At 47.4% G+C, this 24,623-nt stretch carries 25 protein-coding genes and 1 pseudogene; 21 read left to right on the top strand and 5 right to left on the bottom strand.

Annotated features, from left to right (window positions below; all coding sequences use genetic code 11):
• Nucleotides 1-74 precede the first annotated feature (74 nt).
• Nucleotides 75-1,472 (top strand): sensor domain-containing diguanylate cyclase, encoded by a 1,398-nt coding sequence (locus CI595_RS00250; RefSeq protein WP_095170540.1) that lies wholly within the window; start codon nt 75-77, stop codon nt 1,470-1,472.
• A gap of 76 nt (nt 1,473-1,548) precedes the next feature.
• Here the strand turns inward: CI595_RS00250 and CI595_RS00245 are convergent.
• Nucleotides 1,549-2,013, bottom strand: a pseudogene (locus CI595_RS00245) (ABC transporter substrate-binding protein); the annotation flags it as partial.
• A gap of 256 nt (nt 2,014-2,269) precedes the next feature.
• Between CI595_RS00245 and CI595_RS00240 the strand changes: the two are divergent.
• A complete protein-coding gene (locus CI595_RS00240; protein ID WP_095170536.1) occupies nt 2,270-3,127 on the top strand; it encodes a helix-turn-helix domain-containing protein in 858 nt (285 codons plus the stop codon).
• Between the two features lie 27 nt (nt 3,128-3,154).
• On the opposite strand, the gene CI595_RS00235 is transcribed toward CI595_RS00240, so the two are convergent.
• A complete protein-coding gene (locus tag CI595_RS00235) occupies nt 3,155-3,493 on the bottom strand; it encodes a helix-turn-helix domain-containing protein (protein ID WP_065542442.1) in 339 nt (112 codons plus the stop codon).
• Between the two features lie 161 nt (nt 3,494-3,654).
• On the opposite strand from CI595_RS00235, the gene CI595_RS00230 reads away from it, so the two are divergent.
• Entirely contained in the window at nt 3,655-3,867 is a 213-nt protein-coding gene (locus CI595_RS00230) for a hypothetical protein (protein WP_095170534.1), read from the top strand.
• 135 nt (nt 3,868-4,002) lie between these two features.
• Here CI595_RS00230 and CI595_RS00225 read toward each other — a convergent pair whose 3' ends face one another.
• Nucleotides 4,003-4,263 (bottom strand): toxin PIN, encoded by a 261-nt coding sequence (locus CI595_RS00225; RefSeq protein ID WP_095170532.1) that lies wholly within the window; start codon nt 4,261-4,263, stop codon nt 4,003-4,005.
• Between the two features lie 186 nt (nt 4,264-4,449).
• Nucleotides 4,450-4,932 carry a DUF6512 family protein gene (locus CI595_RS00220; protein ID WP_095170530.1) on the bottom strand — a complete coding sequence of 161 codons (483 nt, stop codon included), beginning with the start codon at nt 4,930-4,932 and terminating at the stop codon, nt 4,450-4,452.
• 168 nt (nt 4,933-5,100) lie between these two features.
• Between CI595_RS00220 and proC the strand changes: the two genes are divergently transcribed.
• Nucleotides 5,101-5,895, top strand: coding sequence for a pyrroline-5-carboxylate reductase (gene proC / locus CI595_RS00215; protein ID WP_095170528.1), 795 nt, complete (start codon nt 5,101-5,103; stop codon nt 5,893-5,895).
• Nucleotides 5,896-6,023: 128 nt separating this feature from the next.
• On the top strand, nt 6,024-6,233 hold the full coding sequence (locus CI595_RS00210; protein ID WP_095170526.1) for a hypothetical protein: 210 nt from the start codon (nt 6,024-6,026) through the stop codon (nt 6,231-6,233).
• 24 nt (nt 6,234-6,257) lie between these two features.
• On the opposite strand, the gene CI595_RS00205 is transcribed toward CI595_RS00210, so the two are convergent.
• Complete coding sequence (locus CI595_RS00205) at nt 6,258-6,716, bottom strand: CYTH domain-containing protein (RefSeq protein WP_095170523.1); 459 nt, start codon at nt 6,714-6,716, stop codon at nt 6,258-6,260.
• A gap of 620 nt (nt 6,717-7,336) precedes the next feature.
• On the opposite strand from CI595_RS00205, the gene CI595_RS00200 reads away from it, so the two are divergent.
• The 16 genes from CI595_RS00200 (at nt 7,337) to CI595_RS00120 (ending at nt 24,592) form a co-directional block, all read left to right on the top strand.
• Nucleotides 7,337-7,882: a DJ-1 family glyoxalase III gene (locus CI595_RS00200; protein WP_095170521.1), complete on the top strand. Its 546-nt coding sequence runs from the start codon at nt 7,337-7,339 to the stop codon at nt 7,880-7,882.
• Nucleotides 7,883-8,022: 140 nt separating this feature from the next.
• Complete coding sequence (tig, locus tag CI595_RS00195; RefSeq protein WP_095170519.1) at nt 8,023-9,333, top strand: trigger factor; 1,311 nt, start codon at nt 8,023-8,025, stop codon at nt 9,331-9,333.
• A gap of 51 nt (nt 9,334-9,384) precedes the next feature.
• A complete protein-coding gene (gene clpP, locus CI595_RS00190; protein WP_065542433.1) occupies nt 9,385-9,966 on the top strand; it encodes an ATP-dependent Clp endopeptidase proteolytic subunit ClpP in 582 nt (193 codons plus the stop codon).
• Between the two features lie 79 nt (nt 9,967-10,045).
• The gene (gene clpX, locus CI595_RS00185; RefSeq protein ID WP_095170516.1) at nt 10,046-11,341 is read left to right on the top strand and encodes an ATP-dependent Clp protease ATP-binding subunit ClpX; all 1,296 of its coding nucleotides are present in this window, start codon (nt 10,046-10,048) and stop codon (nt 11,339-11,341) included.
• 29 nt (nt 11,342-11,370) lie between these two features.
• Nucleotides 11,371-13,686 (top strand): endopeptidase La, encoded by a 2,316-nt coding sequence (gene lon / locus CI595_RS00180; RefSeq protein WP_095170514.1) that lies wholly within the window; start codon nt 11,371-11,373, stop codon nt 13,684-13,686.
• A 22-nt stretch (nt 13,687-13,708) separates the two neighbouring features.
• Nucleotides 13,709-14,302 carry a ribosome biogenesis GTP-binding protein YihA/YsxC gene (gene yihA / locus CI595_RS00175; RefSeq protein ID WP_095170512.1) on the top strand — a complete coding sequence of 198 codons (594 nt, stop codon included), beginning with the start codon at nt 13,709-13,711 and terminating at the stop codon, nt 14,300-14,302.
• A 96-nt stretch (nt 14,303-14,398) separates the two neighbouring features.
• Nucleotides 14,399-15,583 carry a GNAT family N-acetyltransferase gene (locus tag CI595_RS00170; RefSeq protein WP_095170510.1) on the top strand — a complete coding sequence of 395 codons (1,185 nt, stop codon included), beginning with the start codon at nt 14,399-14,401 and terminating at the stop codon, nt 15,581-15,583.
• A 265-nt stretch (nt 15,584-15,848) separates the two neighbouring features.
• Nucleotides 15,849-16,694, top strand: a complete 846-nt coding sequence (locus tag CI595_RS00165; protein WP_095170508.1) for an energy-coupling factor transporter ATPase — start codon at nt 15,849-15,851, stop codon at nt 16,692-16,694.
• The gene (locus tag CI595_RS00160; protein WP_095170506.1) at nt 16,685-17,542 is read left to right on the top strand and encodes an energy-coupling factor transporter ATPase; all 858 of its coding nucleotides are present in this window, start codon (nt 16,685-16,687) and stop codon (nt 17,540-17,542) included. Before CI595_RS00165 ends, CI595_RS00160 begins: the two co-directional genes overlap by 10 nt.
• Nucleotides 17,539-18,339, top strand: a complete 801-nt coding sequence (locus tag CI595_RS00155) for an energy-coupling factor transporter transmembrane component T family protein (protein ID WP_095170504.1) — start codon at nt 17,539-17,541, stop codon at nt 18,337-18,339. The genes CI595_RS00160 and CI595_RS00155 overlap by 4 nt, the downstream gene beginning before the upstream one ends.
• Before the next feature lie 11 nt (nt 18,340-18,350).
• Nucleotides 18,351-19,106: a tRNA pseudouridine(38-40) synthase TruA gene (gene truA / locus CI595_RS00150; RefSeq protein WP_095170501.1), complete on the top strand. Its 756-nt coding sequence runs from the start codon at nt 18,351-18,353 to the stop codon at nt 19,104-19,106.
• Between the two features lie 4 nt (nt 19,107-19,110).
• Nucleotides 19,111-20,592 carry a 4-alpha-glucanotransferase gene (gene malQ, locus CI595_RS00145; protein ID WP_095170499.1) on the top strand — a complete coding sequence of 494 codons (1,482 nt, stop codon included), beginning with the start codon at nt 19,111-19,113 and terminating at the stop codon, nt 20,590-20,592.
• Nucleotides 20,593-20,673: 81 nt separating this feature from the next.
• The gene (locus CI595_RS00140; protein ID WP_095170497.1) at nt 20,674-21,183 is read left to right on the top strand and encodes a flavin reductase family protein; all 510 of its coding nucleotides are present in this window, start codon (nt 20,674-20,676) and stop codon (nt 21,181-21,183) included.
• 5 nt (nt 21,184-21,188) lie between these two features.
• The gene (locus CI595_RS00135) at nt 21,189-22,133 is read left to right on the top strand and encodes an AEC family transporter (RefSeq protein WP_095170495.1); all 945 of its coding nucleotides are present in this window, start codon (nt 21,189-21,191) and stop codon (nt 22,131-22,133) included.
• Nucleotides 22,134-22,563: 430 nt separating this feature from the next.
• The gene (locus CI595_RS00125; RefSeq protein ID WP_095170491.1) at nt 22,564-22,824 is read left to right on the top strand and encodes a hypothetical protein; all 261 of its coding nucleotides are present in this window, start codon (nt 22,564-22,566) and stop codon (nt 22,822-22,824) included.
• A 25-nt stretch (nt 22,825-22,849) separates the two neighbouring features.
• On the top strand, nt 22,850-24,592 hold the full coding sequence (locus tag CI595_RS00120) for a GGDEF domain-containing protein (RefSeq protein WP_095170489.1): 1,743 nt from the start codon (nt 22,850-22,852) through the stop codon (nt 24,590-24,592).
• Nucleotides 24,593-24,623 lie beyond the last annotated feature (31 nt).

The raw sequence follows: 24,623 nt of genomic DNA, 5'->3' as shown, positions 1-24,623 counted from the left end.
AGCAGTATTATTGTTCGACTTTTTTTGCATATTATGGTAAAATGAAACCATATAATATGAACAAGGAGTGGAAGATGATGCAGGGTTCATACGAAATGCTTCTCTCGGATATAGCCGTCCTCCTGGCAGGAAACCAATTTGACACGGAGGCTGTCAGCAAGTCTTTGAAGCTGATTTGTGACAGCTTTTCTTTTACATACGGCGCCGTATATGAGGCAGATAATTCTGAACATTTTAATCTGATGGAAAACGTTACTTTAAATCAAACGGCTCTCCGCCAGAGATTTTCCGTGAAAGAACTGACCACGGAGCAGTGCAGTTATTTGACTAAAAAAACAGTATCTTATATCACCCGAAATGAACATAATACGCTTTGTGAAACAAAACTGCTCACCATGTTCGCGGCCTCCTCACTGGTAATAGCGCCCATAACAGATGAAAGCTTTTGTATCTATGGCCTGATCGTTTTCTTTGACACAGCTTCGGAAGAAAAACGCACGGAAGCTGCCCAAGAGACATTGTCTGTTATGCTCCCAATGCTGGTCAGGTATATAGGTGTGAGGATGTATCGGTACATGCTCTCCCGGTCGCAGGCTTCACTGGAAAACATACTGGACAATACAGGGATTGATATTTACGTCAATGACTTTTACACGCATGATATCCTGTATGTAAATAGATCAATGGCGGAACCTTACGGGGGACAGGGACAGTTCCTCGGAAGGAAATGCTGGGAAGTCCTTTTTCCCGGGCAGAATGGCCCCTGTGATTTTTGTCCGGAAAAATATTTGATCGATGACCAGGGAGAGCCTACCAGGGTATACACCTGGGATTACCAGCGCCCCTTCGACGGATCGTGGTTCCGTGTGTTCAGTGCGGCTTTCCAGTGGGTGGATGGCCGACTGGCCCATGTAGTGAGCAGTGCGGATATCACCGACAACAAAGAGAAAGAAGCACTGATCCAATACATGGCAAACTATGATTCCCTGACAAATCTTCCCAACCGCAGGATGCTGGTAAACGACTGCAAGAAACGCATTGATCTGGCCAGCGATACGGAGAAAGGTTATCTGCTGTTTTTTGATATTGACGGTTTTAAAAATGTTAACGATAATTTTGGCCACGATGCCGGCGATGAACTTTTGATCGCGCTGGGTAAATTTTTCTCGGGTATTCCTCTGTTGAAGGACAGCATCTACCGCAATGGCGGAGATGAATTTGTGGCCATTATCGGGGGTGAATCCATCACAAAGGAGAATATCCAGAATCTCACCCGTTTTATTCTTGCCCGTTTCAGGAAGCCCTGGATACTAAAAGCAGGAAGTATCCACTGTAATACCAGTATCGGTGTGGCATGTTTTCCGGAAGACGGGTGTACAGCCGAGGAACTTCTCCGCAAGGCAGATATGTCTATGTATCAGGTGAAAAAATCCGGCGGAGGCGGTGTGTGTTTTGGCTATCAGCTTCTGTGATTTACAGCAGGGAAAAATGATCGGATGCAGACAAGATGAGAGGATGATATGAAATTTACATTATATGCAGGCAGACACCTGCCCGACCGCCCAGAATATCTTTGCCTTTCAGGTCGCTCCATTTGAAATCAGGCATCTCTTTTCTGGCTACCAGGAAATTTCCTGCCCGCTGTGTAAGCTGTGCAAAGTTGACAACAGCGTCATTGGCACCTTCCTGGTAAGCATACACGGAAGCCTCTGCGCCCATAAAGCCGATGTCCGCATCGCCGGAAAGGACGGCGGTCATAGTCTTGTCTGCGCCAAAGCCGGTCACACATTCTAAGCGGATCCCTTCTTTTGTAAAATACCCTTCTTCAATTGCCACATACTGAGGTGCATAGAAAATGGAATGGGCAACTTCATTTAATTTTACATCCACCAGTTCTTTTTCTGTTTTGGAATCTTTGGAATTTTTCTCACTCTTATCTGACTTTTGGCAGCCGGTAAGGCACATGGAAGTACAGAGTGCCACGGCGAGTAAAACGGATAAAATCTTTTTCATAGTTCCCTCCTGTTTTGGTACTACGTTTTGAAACATATAATGTAACTGTTCAGTATCTTCACAGGTACAAGCAAAAATCCACGCAGAATCGCCTTTGGGGATAGGGTTTTTGCCTGGCTGCTAAATAGTTACCATAAAATACAATATGAAAAAGGCTTGCCACAGGTTCCGATGCGGATTTGTTTAAAAACTGACTTGTCCCCACAGATCAAAAAATTTATAATGAGGATAGAAAAGAAAACAGGAGGAAGGATATATGAGCAATCAGCGATATTCCATGGAGACGCCTCCGGCGTCATTGCCTGTCCAGCTTTTGTATGTAACCTGCGCCAGGTCGGATAAGGACTGGCACAGCATGGAACATTCCCATTATTTTGCGGAACTCTTCTTTATCACAAAAGGGGAGGGCTGTTTTATCATTGACAATGAAAGAGTTCCTGTGCGGGAAAATGACCTGGTTTTAGTAAACCCCGGCGTCTCACATACAGAGCTGGGAAATAAAAAAAGCCCCTGGGAATACATTGCCCTGGGCATTGAAGGACTGCAGTTCCATTCCCGGGAGGACAGTGGACCTTATGATTACAGTGTCCACTTTCTGGGGCAGAGCCGTAAGGAGATAGGGGATTGCCTGACACAGATGGTAAGGGAGGCACGTATTGGTGAACAGGACAGCGGGGCAGTCTGCCAGAAGCTTTTGGAACTGCTGCTTCTGTATATTACCAGACATACCCGCCAGAATATCCTGGCTGCACCTCCCAATAAGGCAACCAGGGAATGCCGGGTTGTGGAACAGTATATCAATGAGCACTATGCGGAGGAGATCACCCTGGAAACACTAAGCCTTACGGCCCATATCAACAAATACTATCTGGTACATGCTTTCAAAGCCTACAAGGGTATATCTCCCATCAGTTATCTTGCGGAGAAACGGCTGTCAGAGGCCATGCATCTTCTGGAGACAACCAATTATCCTGTTACAAAAATATCAGGTATGGTAGGATACTCCTCCCAGTCTTATTTCTCCCAGGCTTTCCGTAGAATGACATCCATGTCACCGAATCAGTACAGAAAGAAAAATGAAAAGAGTGCCGCGGGCTGCAGTATTGTAAAATAACTGCGGCTCGCGGCACTTTTTGCGGTCTTATTTTTGAAGACGTTTTGTTAAAGTCCATAAAAGCTGAAGGTCATCGTGTCTCAGCTCTTTCATGTCCTGACAAAGATTCTTGAATTGTTCAGGACAAATAATACTTTCGTCAAAAAATTCTTTCGGTGTGACATTCAGGTAATCACAGATATAAAAAAATACTGTCATGGAGGGAAGCCCTTTTTTGTTTTCCAGTCCATTAATATAACCCGGATTTTGTCCAATGGAAAGACTCATATCTCTTGCAGAAACCTTCTTCGCTGACCTAAGCTGCGTCAGACGGTTATAAAACAAATCTTCATAGCTGTTTTCTTCAAAAGTATTCTCACTGTGCATATTTTTCACCACCTATTATATGACATTGTACATGATACTATGTCCCGAAATGTCGTTTTTGATACGTGATATGTCTTGAAATATCGTATTGTATCTGATATTATAAAAAGAAATATTAGATTCATTAAGATATTATTAAAATACAGGGAGCGGGAGTGAATATGACAAGAAATGAGAGAATACATGCACTGGGATACTGCAGGTCATGCCTGAATGAGACATATGGTCTGAAGCTGAAGCAAGAGGATGTGCTGGTATACGAATTTTTAGGACAGTGTATGAAATGCGGAAATACCCGGCATATTGTCCATAGAGTTAAGAAATATAAAACCTGGAAGCTAATGAGTTCCCGAAAACTGGGTCATGAGTGTTAGATAAAAAAAGAGGGGCCGCCGCATGGTATTCATGCGTGCGGCCCCTCTCTGCAGCCAAGGAAAATCCCAACACTAAAGGGAGTTCTGCCGGGATAGTTGTCCGTAACTGTGAAGACAGAAAAAAGATTCCGGAATTTAAAGCCTGGGGATTTTCTTTTCTCTGTTGTTCAGATATGCTTTTACGCCATCTACATCGCTGTAGGCAAAGTGACGCAGCTCTTTTTCTGTCATCTGTCCCAGTTCTTCCAGGTCGGAGTTTCCGGTGACAGGACAGATGGGAAGAAGCTCCTCAGCGGTCAGACCGAATTCCTCCATCTGCTGGGGAGATATGTACTGTGTCACTTCTATTTTATTGCAGGATTTGCAATGATACACAGAAAATATTTCGTTGGTCATGGTTTTGTCTCCTTTGTCAGAATAATATTATCATAATACAAGAAGGAAAAAATGTATAGGGGGAAAGTGAGCTTTTTGGGGGAAGGGCGGCGGACGGAAGTGGATGGGAGGCCGGGGCGTGAGTGTCCTCCCATCCGCTTCCTGGTTTTTGCAAACGGCATGTGATCTGGCAGATAAAACAGAGACTTATATCATAAAAAAGATGGAAATGACGGTGAAGACGGCCAAAAGGATATAGAGGGTGGCCTGATTGAGGCGGCATAGGGGGTCAGGGAGTTTCTTTTTTCGGAGGGCGTAGGAGAGCAGGTATGTGATGAGAACACTGAGTATGAAAATTGCGATATCGACCCACAGATAGCTTTTTTTGGTGAATCGAGTGTAACTGTAGAAGAAAAGAGGCATGGAGAGAAGCCCGGCGTACAGTCCTGTCAGGTTTTTGCAGAGAAGGTCAGGGCAGCGGTAAGACAGAAGGCGCTGTTCCAACAGCATGAAGAGGAGAGCCGGGAAGAAGAGCAGTTTCAGGTGTTCCCACACGCTCTCATTAACAGGACTGAATAACCCTACCAGAAAAAAATTGCCGGACCATTCATAAAAAAAGTGTGATAGGGAACCAAGCAGGATCGTAAATAGAATGCCAATTACCGTAAAAACCTTATAAGATTGCTGCATAAACAGACCTCCGGGGATTTAACATGCATTATGTTTAAAAGTATGCAGTGTATTGAAAAAATATTTGTATCACTCTTGAAAAAATAAGGGGAACGGAGGATAATGAATAGGAAAAGGCTGCGAAGGGACTGAACAGTCACAGGACAAGTATAACGAGGAGGATTACAGATGAAACTTGGATTTATCGGATGCGGTAATATGGCTTCTGCTATTATTGGCGGTATTTTGGAAAAAGAGATCGTAAGCAGGGGGGATATTACGGCTTCAACAAAGTCGCAGGAATCTGCTGCTAAGATAAAGGAAAAACTGGGGATTGCCTGTAGTACAGATAACAGGGAGACTGCGAAAATATCGGATGTGGTGTTTCTGGCTGTGAAGCCGCAGTTTCTGGAAGAGGTGATCGCAGAGATCAAGGATGTGCTGGGCAAAGAAAAGGTGATCATCTCCATCGCTGCAGGTAAGACTATGAGCTGGCTGGAGGAGCGTATCGGGGAGGACAGGAAGATAATCCGTACCATGCCCAATACGCCTGCATTGGTAGGAGAGGGGATCACAGGTGTCTGCAAAAACGCTCTTGTGGAAGAAAAAGAGCTGGAGGAGGCTTTGGTGCTGCTCCGTTCTTTTGGAAGAGCGGAGGTTGTGACAGAACCCATGCTGGATGTGGTGGGAGCTGTCAGCGGAAGTTCTCCGGCATTTGTTTTCATGTTCATTGAGGCCATGGCCGATGGCGCGGTGGCGGAGGGAATGCCAAGGAAAAAGGCATATGAATTTGCGGCACAGGCTGTATTAGGAAGTGCCAAAATGGTTCTGGAGACAGGGATGCATCCCGGAGAACTCAAGGATATGGTGTGTTCACCTGCGGGAACTACGATTGAAGGGGTGGGAGTTCTGGAAAAGAAGGGCATGAGGAGTGCTGTGACAGAATGTATCCGTGCATGTGTGAAGAAGACAAGAGAACTGTAAAACAGGCAATGTCTTGACAGGGATTAGCAATATTTCTCATTGCAAGAAATGCAAACTGCTGTTAAAATAAAAGAAAAGGCAAAAAAGCGCATATGTGCTGCTTTAGCCGAGACAAAAGAGGTCATATCATGGATCGAATTTTTGAAATCAGTGTGTGGTTGCTGGACAGCGGCAATGCGTTTCTGCGGTTTTGGGGAAAGCTGCTCTATAAGATTCCCAGAGCATATACGAAAAGACTGGAGAAAACCAGAAAAGGAGACGAACTTTTAGAGGAGGAGATTGAGAAACGCCGGGAAGCCACCTGGCACAGTATCATGAAAAGCCTCGGTGAAGAATGACTCAGAGGAAAGGACAGGCCTGCATTACTGCGGTCTGTCCTTTCCTGCGGAGAGCGTGCTGTTGTGGTATCTGGATGAGAAGGTTACATCCTCGCCGAACCAGTGGGGCGGCGTAAAGGAATTGGCGGACTCTACATCCGGAAATTCCACCTCCGCCAGAAAGAGTCCCTCGTAGGGCGCTCCAAATACATCCAGCTCAATGGTAAGTCCTCCTTCAAGAGGAAGCAGATATCTGGTTTTTGTAAGAATGATGCCGTCTGCCTTTTCTTTCAGGTGACAATAGGATGGTTCGTTGAGAGGCAGGTTATACTCCTCCCGCACCATATGTCCCTCCCCTTTGTAGGTGAGAAAATAAGCGTCATCCTGCCTGCGGATGCGGACAACCGGGTTGGTGTTCAGATAAGCCTGCTCTATTTTGTGACAGGGGAAGCTTGCCAGATCAGCGGGCAGCTCTTTAATAAGAAACTTTCTTTCTATTTCCATTGCTGTGCAGAACCTCCTTTTTCTATATGATAGGTACACTCTGAAGGGCACCCCGTAAGATATACAGCAGCGAGTGGTGCATATTATTAAGGTATACCTTATTGGGCACTCCGCAAATCATGCAGCAGTGAGAGGTGCATATTATTAAGGTATACCCTATTGGGCACCCCGCAAATCATGCAGCAGTGAGAGGTGCATATTATTAAGGTATACCCTATTGGGCACCCCACAAATCATGCAGCAGTGAGAGGTGCATATTATTAAGGTATACCCTATTGGACACCCCACAAATCATGCAGCAGTGAGAGGTGCATATTATTAAGGTATACCCTATTGGGCACCCCACAAATCATGCAGCAGTGAGTGGTGCATATTATTAAGGTAAACTTTATTTGGGCACCCCGCAAATCATCCGGCAGCGAGTGGTGCATATTATTAAGATATAGCCTATTGAGCACCCTTCAATTCATGCAGCAGTAAATGCTGCCTCTTTATATGGTATAACATAATTTTTATAAAAAAGAAACGGAAGTTTTAGAAATATCAGGTGATCCTATGGTATAATAAGTAGGTATGCAGGATTTTATACTCGTTTTATTTAAAGTAAGGGAGGGACTCATATGGCAAAAGTTTGTGTATTTACCGCAGATGGTTTTGAAGAAGTGGAAGGTCTGACTGTGGTGGATCTTTTGAGGAGAGCCGGGGAAGAAGTGCTCATGGTATCCATCTCCGATAATCTGAGTGTGACAGGTTCCCATGGGATTGAGATAAAAGCAGATGTCTTCTTCGATGATGTGGACTACAGCACCGTGGATATGCTGGTACTGCCGGGCGGTATGCCGGGCACACGGCATCTGGGAGAGCATCAGGGGCTTGCAGCCCTGTTAAAGAGCTTTGCTGCATCAGATAAAATGGTGGCGGCAATCTGTGCAGCTCCCAGCGTACTGGGCGGTCTTGGGATTTTAAAAGGCAGAAAGGCTGCCTGCTATCCCGGATTTGAGGAGAAGCTGGAGGAGGCCGTAGTCTTTACAGATCCGGTGGTAAAAGATGGAAATATCACCACCAGCAGAGGCGTGGGAACAGCGATCCCCTTTGCACTGGAGCTGATTTCACAGCTGGAGGGAGAAGTGAAAGCCCGTCAGATTAAAAAATCCATTGTTTCATAAAAAAATGCTGGTGTTTTTAAACTCCTTGTGCTATACTGTGATAATGACTGTAAGTATGATAAAGTGTCCGTTTTGGGCAGGAATGCATGAATACTCAAAATGCATGAATACATATAGAATTCAAGGAGGAATCATTTAAAATGAGCGTACAGGTAGAAAACTTAGAGAAGAACATGGCGAAGCTTACTATTGAGGCTTCCGCTGAAGATTTTGAAAAAGCAGTACAGGCTGCTTACCAGAAAAACAAAAACAAGATCACCATCCCGGGATTCCGTAAAGGAAAAGCACCCCGTGTGATGATTGAAAAAATGTATGGAGCAGGTATCTTCTATGAAGATGCAGCCAATGCGCTGATCCAGTCTGAATATCCGAAGGCAGCAGATGATTGCGGCCTGGATATCGTTTCCCAGCCGGAAATTGATGTGGTACAGATTGAAAAAGGCAAACCGTTCATCTTCACAGCAGAAGTAGCTGTAAAACCTGAAGTGACCCTGGGTGACTACAAAGGTGTAGAAGTGGAAGTTGCCAAAGCAGAAGTGACAGAAGAAGAAATTGCAGGAGAACTGAAGAAAGAGCAGGAGAATAACTCCAGAACCATCGACGTGGATGACAGAGCAGTTGAAAACGGCGATATGATCACTCTTGATTTTGAAGGATTCGTGGACGGAGAGGCATTTGAAGGCGGCAAAGGCACAGACTATCCTCTGACAATCGGTTCCAACTCCTTTATCCCGGGATTTGAAGATCAGTTAGTGGGCGCTGTGATTGGCGAGGAAAAAGAAGTCAATGTGACTTTCCCGGAAGACTACCAGGCCAGTGACCTGGCTGGAAAAGCAGCAGTGTTCAAATGCAATGTAAAAGCCATCAAAGTGAAAGAACTTCCTGAACTGGATGACGAATTTGCAAAAGATGTCTCTGAGTTTGATACTCTGGAAGAATACAAAAAAGACATTGCGCAGAAGCTGAAAGAGCGCAAAGAAGACGTTGCAAAACGTGAAAAAGAAGATAAAGTAGTAGATGCGATCATCGAAAACGCACAGATGGATATTCCGGAAGCAATGATCCAGAACCAGATCCGTCAGTTAGTGGATGATTTTGTAAGAAGACTGCAGTCTCAGGGATTATCCATTGACCAGTACTATCAGTTTACAGGTCTTGATAATGCTAAGATCCAGGAGCAGATGAGACCTCAGGCCATGAAGAGGATCCAGAGCCGTCTGGTACTGGAGAAAGTTGCAGAAGTAGAGAACATCCAGGTTACCGATGAAAAAGTAGATGAAGAGATCGCAAAGATGGCTGAAATGTACAAAATGGAAGCCGACAAATTAAAAGAATTAATGGGCGACTACGAGAAAGAGCAGATGAAGAAAGATATCGCTGTTCAGGAAGCTGTTACCTTAGTAGCTGACGCTGCAAAAGTGACAGAAGTAGTGGAGAAGACAGAAGAGTAACGGACAGACAGTTCGTTTCTTACGCCCGCGTGACAGAATAGGAGGAGTTTCATGAGTTTAGTACCATACGTCATTGAACAGACCAGCAGAGGAGAGAGAAGTTACGATATCTACTCCAGGCTGTTGAAGGATAGAATCATTTTTCTGGGAGAAGAAGTGAATGACACAACAGCAAGCCTGATCGTGGCACAGCTTCTGTTCCTGGAATCAGAAGACCCGGGAAAGGATATTCATCTGTATATCAACAGTCCGGGCGGTTCTGTGACAGCAGGATGGGCTATTTATGATACCATGCATTACATTAAATGTGATGTGTCCACAATCTGCATCGGTATGGCTGCAAGCATGGGTGCATTCCTGCTGGCAGGCGGTACAAAAGGAAAGAGATTCGCGCTTCCCAACGCGGAGATCATGATCCATCAGCCGTCCGGCGGTGCAAAGGGACAGGCTACGGAAATTCAGATTGTTGCCGACATGATCTTGAAGACCAGGAAGAAACTGAATGAGACTCTGGCCGCCAACACAGGTCAGCCTTTTGAAGTCATTGCCAGAGACACGGAAAGAGATAATTATATGTCCGCAGAAGAGGCAAAGGCTTATGGTCTGATTGACAGTGTAATTGAGCACAGATAAGAACGAATGATAAGACTCCTGCGGTTAAGCTGCGGGGGTCTTTCGGCATTAATACGGTAAACAAGAAAGGAATAGAAGAATGGCGATAAAAGGAAACGAGCCAAAGATCCGCTGCTCTTTCTGCGGAAAGACAGAAGAACAGGTACGGAAACTGATTGCAGGACCCAGCGGTACTTATATCTGTGATGAATGTGTGGAGATCTGTGCAGAGATCATAGATGAGGACAGCGCAGGTTACACGGAGGACAGCAACGGAGAGATCAATCTGCTGAAACCACAGGAGATCAAAACATTTCTGGATGACTATGTGATCGGGCAGGATGAGGCGAAAAAAGTGCTGTCTGTAGCCGTTTACAATCACTATAAGCGAGTTATGGCCGGAAAAGATTCCGACATTGAACTTCAGAAAAGTAATATTTTGATGCTGGGACCAACCGGCTCCGGTAAGACGCTGCTGGCTCAGACACTGGCCAGACTGTTGAATGTGCCTTTTGCCATTGCAGATGCCACAACTCTGACAGAGGCCGGATATGTAGGTGAGGATGTGGAAAATATCCTGCTGAAGATCATTCAGGCCGCGGATTACGATATAGATCGTGCGCAGTACGGTATCATATACATTGATGAGATTGACAAGATAACAAGAAAATCGGAAAATGCGTCGATCACCAGAGATGTTTCAGGGGAGGGTGTACAGCAGGCACTTCTGAAGATCCTGGAGGGCACAGTTGCCAGTGTTCCGCCCCAGGGAGGAAGAAAGCATCCGCATCAGGAATTCCTGCAGATCGATACCACCAATATTCTCTTTATCTGCGGCGGTGCTTTTGAGGGGCTGAATAAGCTCATTGAAAACAGAATGGATACAAAAGCCATTGGTTTCAATGCTGTGGTGACAGATAAGAAAGAAAAAAACGTGGGAGAGATCCTCAAAGAGGTAATGCCTCAGGACCTGGTAAAATTCGGTATGATCCCCGAGTTTGTAGGCCGTGTTCCCGTGGTGGTATCCCTGGATGCCCTGGACGAGGAGGCGTTGGTGAAGATCCTGAAAGAGCCGAGAAACTCTCTGATCAGACAGTATAAAAGGCTTTTTGAAATTGACGGCGTGGACTTGGATTTTGACGATGATGCCCTGGTGGCGATCGCCAAGAAATCCATGGACAGAAAGACAGGAGCCAGAGGACTGCGGGCTATTATGGAGTCTACCATGATGGACCTTATGTATACAGCGCCTTCTGACGAGACGATCCGCTCCTGTAAGATCACAAAAGACTTGGTAGAAGGTAAGGGGCAGGCCTTAATTGAACATGGGGAAATGCAGCCGCCCACAAGGAGAAACAAGGGTGGACGCAAGAGGGGAACACCAGAAACTGCATAAATATGCATAACGATTAAGGAGGCGCGGGAATGAGTGACATAATCTATAATCTGCCGGCCATCGCCCTTAGAGGTACAACCATCCTTCCTGACATGATCGTCCATTTTGATGTGAGCAGGGAAAAATCCATACAGGCCATTGAGAAGGCCATGATGCAGGATCAGAGGGTGCTTTTGATCACCCAGAAGGATCCTGCAGTGGAGGACCCGGGCCAGGAAGATTTATATAAAATTGGAACCGTTGCGGAGATAAAGCAGCTTGTAAAACTGCCCAAGAATATTGTCCGAGTCCTGGTAGAGGGAATGGAGCGGGCTGAACTGCTCCGTTTTACGGAAAGTGAATACTATCTGAATGCCGAGGCAGCTACCTTTGATGTTGAAGAACTGAAAAGTGTGGAGGAGAGTGTGGAGGAAGCCATGCTCCGCGGCATGAAAGAGATCTTTGTCAAATACTGCAATGTGAATCCAAAGATGAGCAAAGAACTGGCAGGCCAGATACTGGAACTGGATGATGTGAGCAAGGTCATTGACCAGATATCCATACATCTTCCCATGAAATATGAGGACAGACAGAAGGTTCTGGAAGCGGTATCTCTGGAAGAGCGCTATGAGGAACTGGGAATCATTCTCACCAATGAGATCGAGGTCCTGGAAATCAGTGCAGAACTGCAGAGTAAAGTAAAAGAGCGGGTGGACAAGAATCAGAGGGAATATATCCTGAGAGAACAGCTCAAACTGATTCGGGAAGAGCTGGGCGAAGATGATACCCGGTCCGAGGCGGACCAGTTCCGTGAGGAAGCCAGGAAGCTGAAAGCTTCCCGGGAAGTGAAAGACAAGATAATAAAAGAAGTGGATCGATTTAAGAATACGGCAGGCAGTCAGGCAGAGTCCAGTGTGATGCGCAGTTATATTGAGACACTTCTCTCTCTTCCCTGGGATAAGATGACCAGGGATAATAAGAACTTAAAAGAGGCCAACAAGGTTCTGGAAACAGACCATTACGGCCTTAACAAGGTGAAGGAACGCATCATGGAATTTCTGGCGGTGCGCACACTCACCAAAAAAGGTGAAAGTCCCATTCTGTGTCTGGTGGGTCCTCCTGGAACAGGAAAGACCTCCATTGCCAAGTCCGTGGCGCGGGCGCTCCACAAGGAATATGTCCGCATCTGTCTGGGCGGCGTACGGGATGAGGCTGAGATCCGGGGACACAGAAGAACCTATATCGGCGCCATGCCCGGCAGGATCGCCAATGGGCTGATACAGGCAGGTGTGAAAAATCCCCTGATGCTTCTGGATGAGATAGACAAAGTCAGCAGCGATTATAAAGGGGACACGTCTTCCGCACTTCTGGAAGTGCTGGATTCTGAGCAGAATAACAAGTTCAGGGACCATTATGTGGAGATCCCGCTGGATCTGTCAGAGGTGCTGTTCATTGCCACAGCCAATGACCTGCAGACGATACCAAGGCCGCTTCTGGACCGTATGGAGATCATTGAGGTGAGCAGCTATACGGAAAATGAAAAATGGCACATCGGCAAAGAACATCTCGTTCCGAAGCAGATGAAGATCCATGGCCTGAAAGAGGGACAGCTCGTTCTGGAGGATGAGGTTCTGCGGGAAATGATCACCGGCTATACAAAGGAAGCCGGAGTCAGGGAATTGGAGCGGAAGATCGGTGAAATCTGCAGGAAGACCGCAAGGCGGATCCTGGAGGATAAGCAGGAATCCGTCACAGTGCAGAAAGAGAATCTGGAGGCGTTTTTAGGCCGTGCCAAGTTCACCTACCAGAGGAAGAACAACACGGATGAGATTGGAATCGTACGCGGGCTTGCGTGGACCAGCGTGGGTGGTGATACCCTGCAGATCGAAGTAAACCTCATGCCCGGAAAAGGCGAATTCATGCTCACCGGACAGCTGGGGGATGTGATGAAAGAGTCAGCACAGACCGGGGTGAGTTTCATCCGTTCCATAGCGGATAAATATAATATCAAACCTGAATTTTTCCAGGAACATGATTTACATATCCACATTCCTGAGGGAGCGGTACCTAAGGACGGTCCGTCCGCGGGAATCACCATGGCCACCGCCATGCTCTCCGCAGTGACCGGAACACCGGTGAAGGCAGATCTTGCCATGACCGGTGAGATCACCTTAAGAGGACGGGTACTGCCGATCGGGGGCCTGAAGGAAAAGCTTCTGGCAGCTAAGAGTGCAGGGATTGAAACTGTGCTGGTTCCGGGGGAGAACAGGCCGGATATTGAAGAGATGGAAAAAGAGATCACAGACGGCATGACCATTGTATTTGTCAGCACCATGGAAGAAGTGCTGGCACAGGCTTTTGTCTGAAACCAAATTCGGAGGATGAATGATGGTAATTAAAAATGTATCACTGGATATTGTCTGCGGTGTCACAAGCACGCTTCCCGTGACGGAGCTGCCGCACATCGCATTTGCGGGGAAATCAAACGTAGGGAAATCTTCCCTGATCAATGCGCTTATGAACAGGAAATCCCTGGCAAGGACCAGCGCATCCCCCGGAAAGACACAGACTATAAATTTTTATAATGTGAATGATGCGTTATATCTGGTGGACCTGCCGGGGTACGGCTACGCAAAAGTAGCCCAGGCGGTAAAGGAACAGTGGGGAAAGCTGATAGAGAGATATCTGCAGAATACAAAGGAATTGAAAGCAGTATTTTTGCTGATCGATATCCGCCATGACCCATCTGCCAACGATAAAACCATGTATGACTGGATTGTGCACAACGGATATGAGCCGATTATCATAGCAACAAAAGTGGACAAATTAAAGAGAAGCCAGGTACCGAAGCATGTAAAAGCCTTAAAAGAAGGGCTTGCGCTGCGTCCGGGTACAAGAGTGATCCCATTCTCCGCTGAGACAAAGCAGGGGAGAGAGGAAATCTGGGAGCTGGCGGAAAGTTTGCTGTTTGAGCCGGCGTAGGACCGTGTAGAGATACGAGGGAGTGTCGCTTTGACAGCGGCGCTCCCTCGTTTTTTTGGAAAACACAGGGTAAAGTTCCGTTAAAAGGGAGATAGTATGTTAAAAGGAATTATTTTCGATATGGACGGCGTGTTGATCAACAGTGAGCCGGTCCACTACAGAGTCTGGAAACAGGCGCTTGCAGTGCGGGGGATTGAACTTGATTATGAGATTTACAAACCATGTATCGGTTCCACCAATGGTTTTTTAATGGATATACTGCATGATAATTATGGGATTTCCAGGGATGATAAAGAACTGGTTGAGACTATGGAACAGATAAAAAAGAAGGTCATTGCAGAGGAAGGCTTTCCTATGATAGAGGGTGTGCCCCAGCTGCTCGGACGTCTCAAAGACAGCGGATATCGTCTGGCTATAGCCTCCTCCTCCCCTTTGGCCTATATCCGGCAGGTGGTGACAAGTCTGGGGATTGACGGTTATTTTGAACTTCTTGTGAGCGGGGAGCAGGTGAAAAACCCAAAACCGGCACCGGATGTATTTTTGGAAGCCGCCAGGCAGATGAAACTTGACCCGGAGGAGTGCCTGATCCTGGAGGACTCCAGCAACGGATGCAGGGCAGCAAAGGCGGCAGGGATCGTCTGCTGCGCCTACTTCAACCCGGATTCCGGAAAGCAGGATCTAAGCCCCGCGGATGTGGTGATCGAGGGATATGAAGAGATTGACGGTGCTTTTTTAGAGAAAGTATACTGCCATGGCAGACATCTTCCCGCATTGGTGTGTGAGACAAAAAGACTGCGGATACGGGAAATGACGGAACAGGATATTCCTAAAATGATGGAGATCACCAGCCAGGGAACCCCGGATACCTCGGAAGGAATGGCAAAGAGCCTGGAGGAGGAACTGGAGGCCTTTCCCTCCTACCGCAAATACATGTATGAAATGTGTGATATGGGCTACTGGGTCCTGGAGGAGAAAGAGAGCGGGATGATCGTGGGCCGTGCAGGGGTGGAGCCAAAAATATGGAACCACAACAGCTCTGTGGTGGAACTGGGTTATCTCATTGATGAAAAACACAGAGGAAAAGGATTTGCCTATGAAGCCTGCCGGGGTATTTTGGAGGAGGCAAAGAGAAGAGGGGCTGTGTACCTGTACTGCAGGATACGCAGTGCCAATCTGGCCTCTAAAAAACTGGCCCGCAAGCTGGGATTTTCTAAGATTGACTACCGTTTGGAGGATGACAGCGAGGATATGGAGGTCTACAGATATACCTGCAGTGAATAGAGATCCGTTACTATTCACAGCCCTGCAAAAAACGCAGTTCTGTAAACAGTAACACGCTTCGCGATGCACATATGGAGCATTCTGCCCCATATCGCGCTGGCTGCCTCGGGATTTTCATGCGCAAGCGCATAAAAACACCTCGCGGGACAACAGCCGTGAATAGTAACAGAGATCCCCCATCGGAGCGTGATTTTATTGGGTAAATACCCGTGATTATGCAGTTGACTGGATCGTTACAAATCAGGTACAATGGAAAGGATATAAAATGGGAATTGTAAAAGCCATTAAACTGGTGCATGACTATTATAAATACGATGAAAGCGGCCATGTGGAGGGTACCTACAGGGCCCTTGACAATGTGGAGCTGGATATCGAAGCAGGACAGTTTATTGCTGTTCTGGGACACAACGGCTCCGGTAAATCCACTCTGGCAAAGCATATCAATGCCCTTTTGTTTCCTACGGAGGGCGCGCTGTGGCTGGACGGCATGAACACTATGGAGGAAGAGGAGATCTGGAAGATCCGCCAGAAAGCAGGAATGGTTTTCCAGAATCCCGACAATCAGATCATCGGTACTGTGGTGGAGGAGGATGTGGGATTCGGCCCTGAGAACATGGGAATCCCCACAGACCATATCTGGCAGAGGGTGAATGAAAGTCTGGAGGCAGTGGGAATGACCGCTTACCGCCATCATTCGCCAAATAAACTGTCAGGCGGGCAGAAGCAGAGGGTTGCCATAGCCGGTGTGATGGCTATGCACCCCAAATGCATCATACTGGATGAACCCACAGCCATGTTGGACCCAAACGGCAGAAAAGAAGTGCTCCGCGCAGTAAAGGAACTGAACGAAAAAGAAGGCATCACAGTTGTTCTGATCACGCATTATATGGAGGAAGTGGTGAACGCGGATCGTGTTTTCATTATGGACCAGGGGAAAGTAGTGATGCAGGGAACACCTAGGGAGGTGTTTTCCAGGGTGGAGGAGTTGAAATCCTACCGCCTGGATGTACCCCAGGTGACACTTCTGGCCTATGAACTGAAACAGGCGGGAGTGAAGCTGCCTGCAGGAATTCTGACAACAGAGGAATTGGTGAACGCATTATGTCAATAAAATTAGAGCATATCACATACACATACAGTCCGGGAACCGTCTATGAAATGCATGCCTTAAAGGATGTGGATATGGAAATCCCCGACGGTCAGTTCATGGGCATTATCGGTCACACGGGAAGCGGAAAATCTACACTGATACAGCATTTTAACGGCCTTATGAAACCTACATCAGGCACTGTTTTCTATAATGGCCAGGATATCTGGGCAGATAAATATGACAGGCAGGAGCAGCGAAGCAAGGTGGGGCTGGTATTCCAGTACCCGGAACATCAGCTTTTTGAGGCAGAGGTTCTGGAGGATGTCTGCTTTGGGCCAAAGAATCTGGGGTTCTCAAAAGAAGAAGCAGAGGAGAGGGCAGTCAGAGCGCTGACCCAGGCGGGATTACCGGAAAAGTTTTATAAAAGTTCTCCTTTTGAACTGTCAGGCGGGCAGAAGCGGCGGGCGGCCATCGCAGGGGTTCTGGCCATGGAGCCGGAAGTGCTGATCCTGGATGAGCCTACAGCAGGGCTGGACCCTCAGGGCCGTGATGAGATACTGGATCAGATCGCATCCCTGCACAGCCTGCGGGGAATCACCGTGATCCTGGTATCCCACAGTATGGAGGACATCGCGAAATATGTGGAGCGCATGATCGTGATGAATAAGGGGGAAAAGGCATTTGACGGTGTACCGAGAGAAGTCTTTTCCCATTACAAGGAGCTGGAGGCTATGGGGCTTGCTGCACCCCAGATCACCTATATCATGCACGCGCTCGGTGAACGCGGGCTGCATGTGGACACCCGGGCTACCACGGTAGAAGAGGCAAAGGCAAGTATATTACAGGCACTGGAGAGATTGGACAAATGATAAGAGATATTACGATCGGACAATATTACCCTGCGGATTCGCTTCTCCACAGGCTGGACCCCCGTGTAAAGTTTGTAGGAACCATCATGTTTCTGGTATCCCTTTTCGTGGCAGATTCCTTCTGGGGATATTTGCTGGCAACCGCATTTTTGGTGACGATCATCGTCATGTCAAAGGTTCCTGTAAAATTCATGCTGAAAGGCCTGAAACCGCTGTTTTTCATACTTTTGATCACCGTTGCGTTCAACTTGTTTCTGGTACCTGGCAAGGTACTTTGGCAGTTTTGGATATTAAAGATCACAAAGGAAGGTATCCTGCAGGCCGTGAGGATCGGCATCCGGCTGATCTACCTGGTTATCGGCTCCTCGGTCATGACGCTGACCACAACACCGAACCAGCTTACAGACGGTTTGGAAAGGCTTATGAAGCCCCTGAATAAGATCAGGATCCCCGTGCATGAGATTGCCATGATGATGTCCATCGCCCTCAGATTCATCCCCATCCTCATGGAGGAGACGGATAAGATCATGAAAGCCCAGATCGCCAGAGGTGCTGACTTTGAGAAGGGCAGTCTGATCCAGAAAGCCAAGAACCTGCTGCCGCTTCTGGTGCCCCTTTTTATCTCCGCTTTCAGAAGAGCGGATGATCTGGCTATGGCCATGGAAGCGCGGTGCTATCACGGCGGTGAGAACCGGACATCCATGAAGCCTCTCAAATACCACAGCAGGGATATCTCTGCCTATGTGTGTATTTTCCTGTATCTGGCCGCGGATATTGCGATCCGTGTGCTCGTCTAGGAGGGGCCGGTATGAAGCGTATTATGCTGGAGGTTGCTTACGATGGCACAAACTACTGCGGCTGGCAGGTGCAGCCAAATGGAATTACGGTACAGGAAGTTTTAAACCGCCATCTGTCGGAGCTGCTGCATGAGCATGTGGAGACCATAGGGGCAAGCAGAACCGATGCAGGCGTACACGCCCTGGGCAATGTGGCCGTGTTTGACACAAATGCCAGGATGCCCGGGGAAAAGATATCTTATGCACTGAACCAACGCCTTCCTGAGGATATCCGTATCCAGATGTCAAAGGAGGTAGGCGCAGATTTTCATCCCAGGTACCGGGTCAGTGAGAAGACTTATGAGTACCGGATCCTGAACAGAAGGTTTCCTGTGCCCACAGAGCGGTTTTATTCTCATTTTACTTATATCCCCATGGATATAGAGAAGATGAGAAAGGCGGGGGAATATCTGCTGGGAGAACATGATTTTAAAAGCTTCTGCGGTTCCGGGGCGCAGGTGAAGACTACGGTCAGGACCATTCACGGGTTTTCAGTGGAACGTGAGAACGACCTGATCACCATGCGCATTACCGGCAGCGGATTCTTGTACAATATGGTGCGGATTCTGGCAGGCACGCTGATGGAGATCGGCGGCGGGGCCTATCCCCCTGAAAAAATCCGGGAGATACTGGCTGCCAGAGACAGGAAAGCAGCCGGCCCCACCGCACCGGCGCGGGGGCTTACCCTGATAAAAATTGACTATAAAAACGGCAAGGAAGAGGAATAGTGATATGAGAAGAAGTGGAATGCTGCTGCCAATCGCCAGTCTGCCGTCTCCATACGGCATTGGAGCATTTTCAAAGGAGGCATATGAGTTTATTGACCTTTTGAGGGATACCGGTCAGAAGCTCTGGCAGATACTGCCGCTGGGACCTACCAGCTACGGGGATTCCCCCTATCAGTCCTTTTCCACTTTTGCAGGCAACCCCTATTTCATAGATTTGAATGTCCTGATCGGAAAAGGATGGCTTAAAAAGGAAGAGTGCGATGCCTGCGACTGGGGAGACCATCCCTCCTATATTGACTATGGGAAAATATACGAGAGCCGTTTTCCTCTCCTTCGGAAAGCATTTGAGAGAAGTAAGATTCTTTCCGACGGCAATTTCCTCACTTTTTGTGTGGAAAATAACCACTGGTTGGATGATTATGCCCTCTACATGGCTGTGAAGAATAAATTTGGCGGCAAAAGCTGGATTGAGTGGGATGAGGAAGTGCGCCTGAGAGAGCCTGCTGCCCTGAAAAAATATCAGGACGAGCTGCGTGAGGACATTATTTTTTATCAGTACCTGCAGTTTGAATTTTTTGAACAGTGGAAAAATGTGAAGAATTATGCCCATGAAAAGGGGATACAGATCGTTGGGGATATCCCGATCTATGTGGCCTTTGACAGCGCGGATACCTGGGCGAACCCGGAACTGTTCCAGCTGGATGAAAATAATCTGCCCATAGCAGTGGCCGGATGTCCGCCGGACGGGTTTTCTGCCACAGGCCAGCTTTGGGGCAATCCCCTGTACCGCTGGGATTACCACAAGAGAATGCACTATGGCTGGTGGATGCGCAGGATCAGCCACTGCTTTAAACTCTTTGATATTGTGCGTATTGACCATTTCAGGGGATTTGATGAGTATTATTCCATCCCTTACGGAGATGATACGGCACAAAACGGCCATTGGGAAAAGGGGCCGGGTATGGATTTGTTCCATACCATGAAAGAAGAGCTGGGAGAGCGGAACATCATTGCGGAAGATTTGGGATTTCTCACGGAGACCGTGTATAAGCTGCTGCGTGACAGCGGGTATCCGGGCATGAAAGTGCTGCAGTTTGCTTTTGACACCAGTGAGAACAGTGACTATCTCACCTATAAATATGACAGAAACTGTGTGGTCTACACAGGAACCCATGACAATGATACTACAATGGGCTGGTATGAGCACTTGACAGACTGGGACAGGGATGTTGCTCTCCGATACATGAACAGCTTCCATACGCCAAAGGAGGAGCAGCACTGGGATCTGATCAGCCTTGCCATGCGCAGCGTGGCGGACACCTGCATCATACCGGTACAGGATTATCTGGGCCTTGGCAGTGAGGCAAGGATCAATACCCCCTCCACATTAGGGGACAACTGGAAGTGGAGGATGGGAAAAAATGCATTTTCAGACGAATTAAAAGGCAGGATCTGGCATATGACAAAATTATACGGCAGATTGTAGCAGCAGTTAAGCAGGTCTGCGCATTGGCTGTGCGGCCGTATGAATGCGTGGCGGTATAAGTGTAGAAAGGAAGAAATCATTATGGCATTTAAAGAAGTAAAAACAGAGGAATTACAGTTCAATCCATTTACCAAGATCGGAAAAGAGTGGATGCTGATCACAGCGGGAACAGAGGAAAAATACAATACCATGACTGCAAGCTGGGGCGGCGTTGGTGTGATCTGGGGAAAAGATGTGGTGACAGCTTACATCCGTCCTCAGCGGTACACAAAGGAATTCGTGGATGCAAACGATACCTTTACCATCTCCTTCTTCCCTAAAGAGTACAAAAAAGCCCTGAGTCTCTGCGGCAGCGTGTCCGGACGTGACAGGGATAAGATCACAGAGGCCGGTCTGACCGCCTGCTTTGTGGACGGCACTCCCGCGTTTGAGGAGGCCAGTCTGGTGTTTGTCTGCAAGAAAATGTATCACGGAGATATTTTCCCGGAAAATTTTGATGCACCGGAAAATGACGAAAAGTGGTATCCTGAAAAAGACTATCACACCATGTATATCGGAGAAGTTTTGAAGGTACTGGTGAAGGAAGGCTGAAAGCATTGGAAAATCTCATATTCAGCCTGAATGCCACGCTGCCCATCTTTCTCACTATGCTTCTGGGACTTCTGTTCCGGTATCTGGGACTGATGAGTGCTGATTTTGTGGCAAAGCTCAACCGTTTTGTCTTTGTGGCGGCCATACCTGCGCTGGTATTTCAGGACATTTCTTCTGTGGATGTGCGGGAAAGCTGGGACGGCGGATTTGTCCTGTTTTGTTTTCTGGCTACCCTTGTAAGTATTACGGTGATCACCCTCCTCGCCAGGTTTCTGGTGGAGGAGGATATCCGGGGGGAGTTTGTGCAGGCATCCTACAGAAGCAGTGCCGCTATTTTGGGTATTGCGTTTATCCAGAATATCTATGGCAGTTCCGGAATGGCGCCTCTTATGATCGTGGGAACGGTTCCCCTTTACAATGCGGCGGCGGTGGTGGTGTTGTCCCTCATGAAGCCCGGACGAAAGAAGCTTGACAGAAAACTTTTGCTTCAGACAGCAAAGGGGATCGTGACCAATCCGATTATACTGGGTATCCTGGCCGGCATTCTATGGTCTGTACTCCGAATCCCTCAGCCGGAGATCATGCAGAAAACAGTGAAGAACGTGGCGGTCCTGGCAACCCCTCTGGGCCTTATGGCGATGGGGGCTTCCTTTGAAGGAAAGAAGGCATTGGCAAAGCTCCGGCCCTCTGTGCTGGCGAGTGTGATAAAACTGGTGGTTCTGGCTGCCGTTTTCCTTCCCCTTGCTGTCCGTCTCGGGTATACCGGGGAACGCCTGATCGCCATACTGGTCATGCTGGGGTCAGCCACAACCGTGAGCTGCTTCGTCATGGCGAAAAATATGGGGCATGAGGGCGTGATGACTTCCAGCACAGTTATGCTGACTACGTTTTTTTCGGCGTTTACACTGACCGGATGGCTGTTTTTATTAAAAACCCTGGGACTGGTATAAGAGAAAAGGAAGTGGATCCATTATTCCTTATGACCGCGTGGCTGTGAAGCTTGTAGTTAGATCCAGTATCTGTACCGGAGAGCAGTTGGCAGGATTCAAAGATTTAAAAATAGGAGAATTCCAGTATATGTACCTGATTAAAAGCCAGGCTGAACTCAGGGATTTTATGGAGCAGTACGGTTACTGTACACAGGCCACTGTGCCGGGAGGCGTTTTCATGCTGAAAGCATGATAATCCCGAGGCAGCCAGCGCGATAAAGCAGAATGCTCAATATCTGTGCATTGCGAAGCGTGTTACTGGACACGGAGTGAACAGTAACGCAGTACGGCATCAGGGAAGAAGAAATTTCAAAAGAGTGGTAAAATAAAAAAAGATGTGTTATAATTAAAAACCAGAGAATACTCATTACTTTACATAAGGAGAAGCATCATGAGCCAGGAAAAAGTCGATAAATATAAAAAGAATAAGAATAACCGCGATAAGATCCAGAAAAAAGAAGCACGGGCTCTTTTACTGGAGAAAGTGATCGTTTCCGCAGTTTGTCTGCTGATCGTGGGATGGATTGGCTATTCTGCTTACAGCCTTGCAACGAAAGAGGACACAGAGGGAGAGGCTGTTACAACTGAAATGAATGTTACAGCCATGACAGATTATCTCCAGGAGCTCTCTGCAGGAGAAGAGGCTGAATAAGCATACAGGGAAAGCAGGATTGGAAATGCAGAGATGCATTTCCTTTTTTCATGATATGAGAAGATACGCAGTAGTGTTTGGGCGTTTAGATGGAGGGATGCTGGTGAGAGAAAAGGGAATCAGAGGTATTTGGCGCTGGATTTTGATTTTTACGGCTGTGCCCGTGGTAGTACTGCTTGTTCTTACAGCACTGCAGGCAGGGCCTGAGAACCTTCCGGAAAAAAACAGCGGCCTCCATAAATGGGATACAGGCTGGTATTATAATGCGGAGGATGGTACAAAACAGATATGCCAGGTACCTTCCAGGATCAAAATCAGCGGAGGGGAATTTATCCTGCAGCAGACGGTTCCGGACTTTTTGGAGGAGGAGAAGTATCTGGGATTTTTGAACCACTATCAGCAGGTAGAGGTTTTTATTGATGGTGAGAGCAGATACCGGTATACAGAAGAACAGACGGGATTATTCCGCAGTATGATGGGTAATACACTGTGCATGATAAAGATTAACAAAGAAGATTGCGGAAAAGACATAGCGATCAGGCTTGGCCGCTATAATAAGAGTTTGCATTGGCAGATACCTGTCATCTATTTGGACAGCAGGGAGAGTCTGCTTTTGCATATCTGGATGCAGGAACAGCCCAAAATGATTTTTTGTTTGGTGCTTCTGGTGTTGAGCGCGGGTCTTTTTCTTTTATGGCTGCTTTTGAGGGTCAGGGAAGAGGTCCGGGTATCCAGCGTGTTTCATGCGTGGGTTTTTATTCTGGTATCAGCCCTGTGGATTCTCACGGATTCCAGAATTATGATATTTTTTGTCTCTTGGCCACGGTTTATCTGTCTCATATCCTTTTATGCGTTTTATATGTTCCCGATTCCCATGCTCTCCTTCATCAGTGAAGTATGCGGCAGAAAGTCAGTCATGCTTGACTGGATGAAGACGATTCTGGTCTGCAATGTGCTGGTGCAGAGCCTTCTGTATCTGACCGGGATATGTAAGCTGATGAATATGCTGCCGGTTACCCATGTGCTCTATGGGGCAGCCATTGTTTGTTTAGTTCTCTATATGGCTAAGGAGCTTAGGAGCAGCAAAGCCCAGTATGCTAAAATCTTTTTTATCGGCGTGTTTTTTTTAATGTTTATGGCAGCCGTATCCCTGCTTTCTTTTTATACAGGGGTGGGGAGCAGATATGCCATGTATTATCAGCTGGGACTTCTGGGATTCATGTGCGCACTGATCTGCATGACCATACGGCAGGTCAATGAAATTTTGGAGGACAGGACCGGGGACAGGATTTTGGAAGAACTGGCGTATATGGATGTTATGACAAAGCTGGGAAACCGTTCCGCTTATGAGATGCGCCTGCAAAAACTGCAGGAGACCATGTCTTTGGGACAGGAGCTGTCAGCAGTCATGGCAGATTTAAACGGTCTGAAGAAAGTGAACGATACCCTGGGGCACAAAGCCGGGGATGAGATGATCAAGGGGTGCGCGAAATGTCTGCAGGAGGCATTCTGCGGTTTTGGGGAGATATATAGAATCGGAGGAGATGAGTTCTTGATCCTGCTGAGACACCTGCAGAGCATCCGGACCTGGGAGGAGAATTTAAAAGAAGCCCAGGAAAAATATAATTCTGAGCATGAAGTGAAAATTTCCATTGCGGCGGGACTTGCCACAGGCAGGAAAGCCGGGGAGTCGGATAAGTGGCTGCACGAGCTGATCGAGCAGGCAGACAAGAATATGTATGAGAATAAAAAATGCAGCAGGGAATAAAAATAGAGGGAAGCCGGCAGGGCTTCCATTT

This window comes from Blautia hominis (genome assembly GCA_002270465.1).
GTDB classification, from domain to species: Bacteria; Bacillota; Clostridia; order Lachnospirales; family Lachnospiraceae; genus Blautia; species Blautia hominis.
This window is presented reverse-complemented; position numbering and strand designations above follow the sequence as displayed.

What these genes read in the sequence shown, in the direction of transcription:
- CI595_RS00250 (WP_095170540.1), top strand. Translation starts at nt 75, where the DNA reads ATGATGCAGGGTTCATACGAAATGCTTCTCTCGGATATAGCCGTCCTC.
- CI595_RS00240 (WP_095170536.1), top strand. Translation starts at nt 2,270, where the DNA reads ATGAGCAATCAGCGATATTCCATGGAGACGCCTCCGGCGTCATTGCCT.
- CI595_RS00235 (WP_065542442.1), bottom strand. Translation starts at nt 3,493, where the DNA reads ATGCACAGTGAGAATACTTTTGAAGAAAACAGCTATGAAGATTTGTTT.
- CI595_RS00230 (WP_095170534.1), top strand. Translation starts at nt 3,655, where the DNA reads ATGACAAGAAATGAGAGAATACATGCACTGGGATACTGCAGGTCATGC.
- CI595_RS00225 (WP_095170532.1), bottom strand. Translation starts at nt 4,263, where the DNA reads ATGACCAACGAAATATTTTCTGTGTATCATTGCAAATCCTGCAATAAA.
- CI595_RS00220 (WP_095170530.1), bottom strand. Translation starts at nt 4,932, where the DNA reads ATGCAGCAATCTTATAAGGTTTTTACGGTAATTGGCATTCTATTTACG.
- proC (WP_095170528.1), top strand. Translation starts at nt 5,101, where the DNA reads ATGAAACTTGGATTTATCGGATGCGGTAATATGGCTTCTGCTATTATT.
- CI595_RS00210 (WP_095170526.1), top strand. Translation starts at nt 6,024, where the DNA reads ATGGATCGAATTTTTGAAATCAGTGTGTGGTTGCTGGACAGCGGCAAT.
- CI595_RS00205 (WP_095170523.1), bottom strand. Translation starts at nt 6,716, where the DNA reads ATGGAAATAGAAAGAAAGTTTCTTATTAAAGAGCTGCCCGCTGATCTG.
- CI595_RS00200 (WP_095170521.1), top strand. Translation starts at nt 7,337, where the DNA reads ATGGCAAAAGTTTGTGTATTTACCGCAGATGGTTTTGAAGAAGTGGAA.
- tig (WP_095170519.1), top strand. Translation starts at nt 8,023, where the DNA reads ATGAGCGTACAGGTAGAAAACTTAGAGAAGAACATGGCGAAGCTTACT.
- clpP (WP_065542433.1), top strand. Translation starts at nt 9,385, where the DNA reads ATGAGTTTAGTACCATACGTCATTGAACAGACCAGCAGAGGAGAGAGA.
- clpX (WP_095170516.1), top strand. Translation starts at nt 10,046, where the DNA reads ATGGCGATAAAAGGAAACGAGCCAAAGATCCGCTGCTCTTTCTGCGGA.
- lon (WP_095170514.1), top strand. Translation starts at nt 11,371, where the DNA reads ATGAGTGACATAATCTATAATCTGCCGGCCATCGCCCTTAGAGGTACA.
- yihA (WP_095170512.1), top strand. Translation starts at nt 13,709, where the DNA reads ATGGTAATTAAAAATGTATCACTGGATATTGTCTGCGGTGTCACAAGC.
- CI595_RS00170 (WP_095170510.1), top strand. Translation starts at nt 14,399, where the DNA reads ATGTTAAAAGGAATTATTTTCGATATGGACGGCGTGTTGATCAACAGT.
- CI595_RS00165 (WP_095170508.1), top strand. Translation starts at nt 15,849, where the DNA reads ATGGGAATTGTAAAAGCCATTAAACTGGTGCATGACTATTATAAATAC.
- CI595_RS00160 (WP_095170506.1), top strand. Translation starts at nt 16,685, where the DNA reads ATGTCAATAAAATTAGAGCATATCACATACACATACAGTCCGGGAACC.
- CI595_RS00155 (WP_095170504.1), top strand. Translation starts at nt 17,539, where the DNA reads ATGATAAGAGATATTACGATCGGACAATATTACCCTGCGGATTCGCTT.
- truA (WP_095170501.1), top strand. Translation starts at nt 18,351, where the DNA reads ATGAAGCGTATTATGCTGGAGGTTGCTTACGATGGCACAAACTACTGC.
- malQ (WP_095170499.1), top strand. Translation starts at nt 19,111, where the DNA reads ATGAGAAGAAGTGGAATGCTGCTGCCAATCGCCAGTCTGCCGTCTCCA.
- CI595_RS00140 (WP_095170497.1), top strand. Translation starts at nt 20,674, where the DNA reads ATGGCATTTAAAGAAGTAAAAACAGAGGAATTACAGTTCAATCCATTT.
- CI595_RS00125 (WP_095170491.1), top strand. Translation starts at nt 22,564, where the DNA reads ATGAGCCAGGAAAAAGTCGATAAATATAAAAAGAATAAGAATAACCGC.
- CI595_RS00120 (WP_095170489.1), top strand. Translation starts at nt 22,850, where the DNA reads ATGCAGAGATGCATTTCCTTTTTTCATGATATGAGAAGATACGCAGTA.